Genomic DNA, 426 nt, shown 5'->3' with positions numbered 1-426 from the left:
TGACGGATCGGCCCCGCGTTGGTGAGCCGGCCCGGCCGCGCCGGCTCACCAACGCGGGGCCGATCCGTCACGGTCCGGGTCACCGCCCAGTGCCGCGATGCCGAGCCAGTCGGCGCAGACGTCCGACGTGGCCGGGTGCAGCGAGCCGCAGCGGGCGTCCCGGTAGAGCCGCTCCAACGGATGGCCGCGCCGGGTCGCCGAGGAGCCGGCGAGCAGCTTCGCCCGCCACACCCAGCGGTTGGTCTCCGCGTCACCCGGCGCCTCGTCCCCCCCGCCGGCCAGCTGGTGGTGGCCGAGGCGGCCCGCCGGGTGGACGAGGCGCGGGCCACCCCCACGTAGACCGCCGCGTAGCCGGCCACCAACCAGTGCGGCATCAGCTGGGCGACCACCAGGGCCAACACCTCCACCCCGCCCAGCAGCCGGTCG

1 pseudogene is annotated in these 426 nt (G+C 77.2%); it reads right to left on the bottom strand.

Annotated elements, in window-relative coordinates:
• Positions 1-45: 45 nt before the first annotated feature.
• Positions 46-426: pseudogene (locus tag EAD98_RS00075) on the bottom strand (acyl-CoA dehydrogenase); the annotation flags it as partial.

This window comes from Micromonospora sp. CV4 (assembly GCF_003667455.1).
In the GTDB taxonomy this organism is placed as follows: Bacteria; Actinomycetota; Actinomycetes; order Mycobacteriales; family Micromonosporaceae; genus Micromonospora.
Note: the sequence above shows the minus strand (reverse complement) of the source record. Positions and strands in the feature narration are given on the sequence as shown.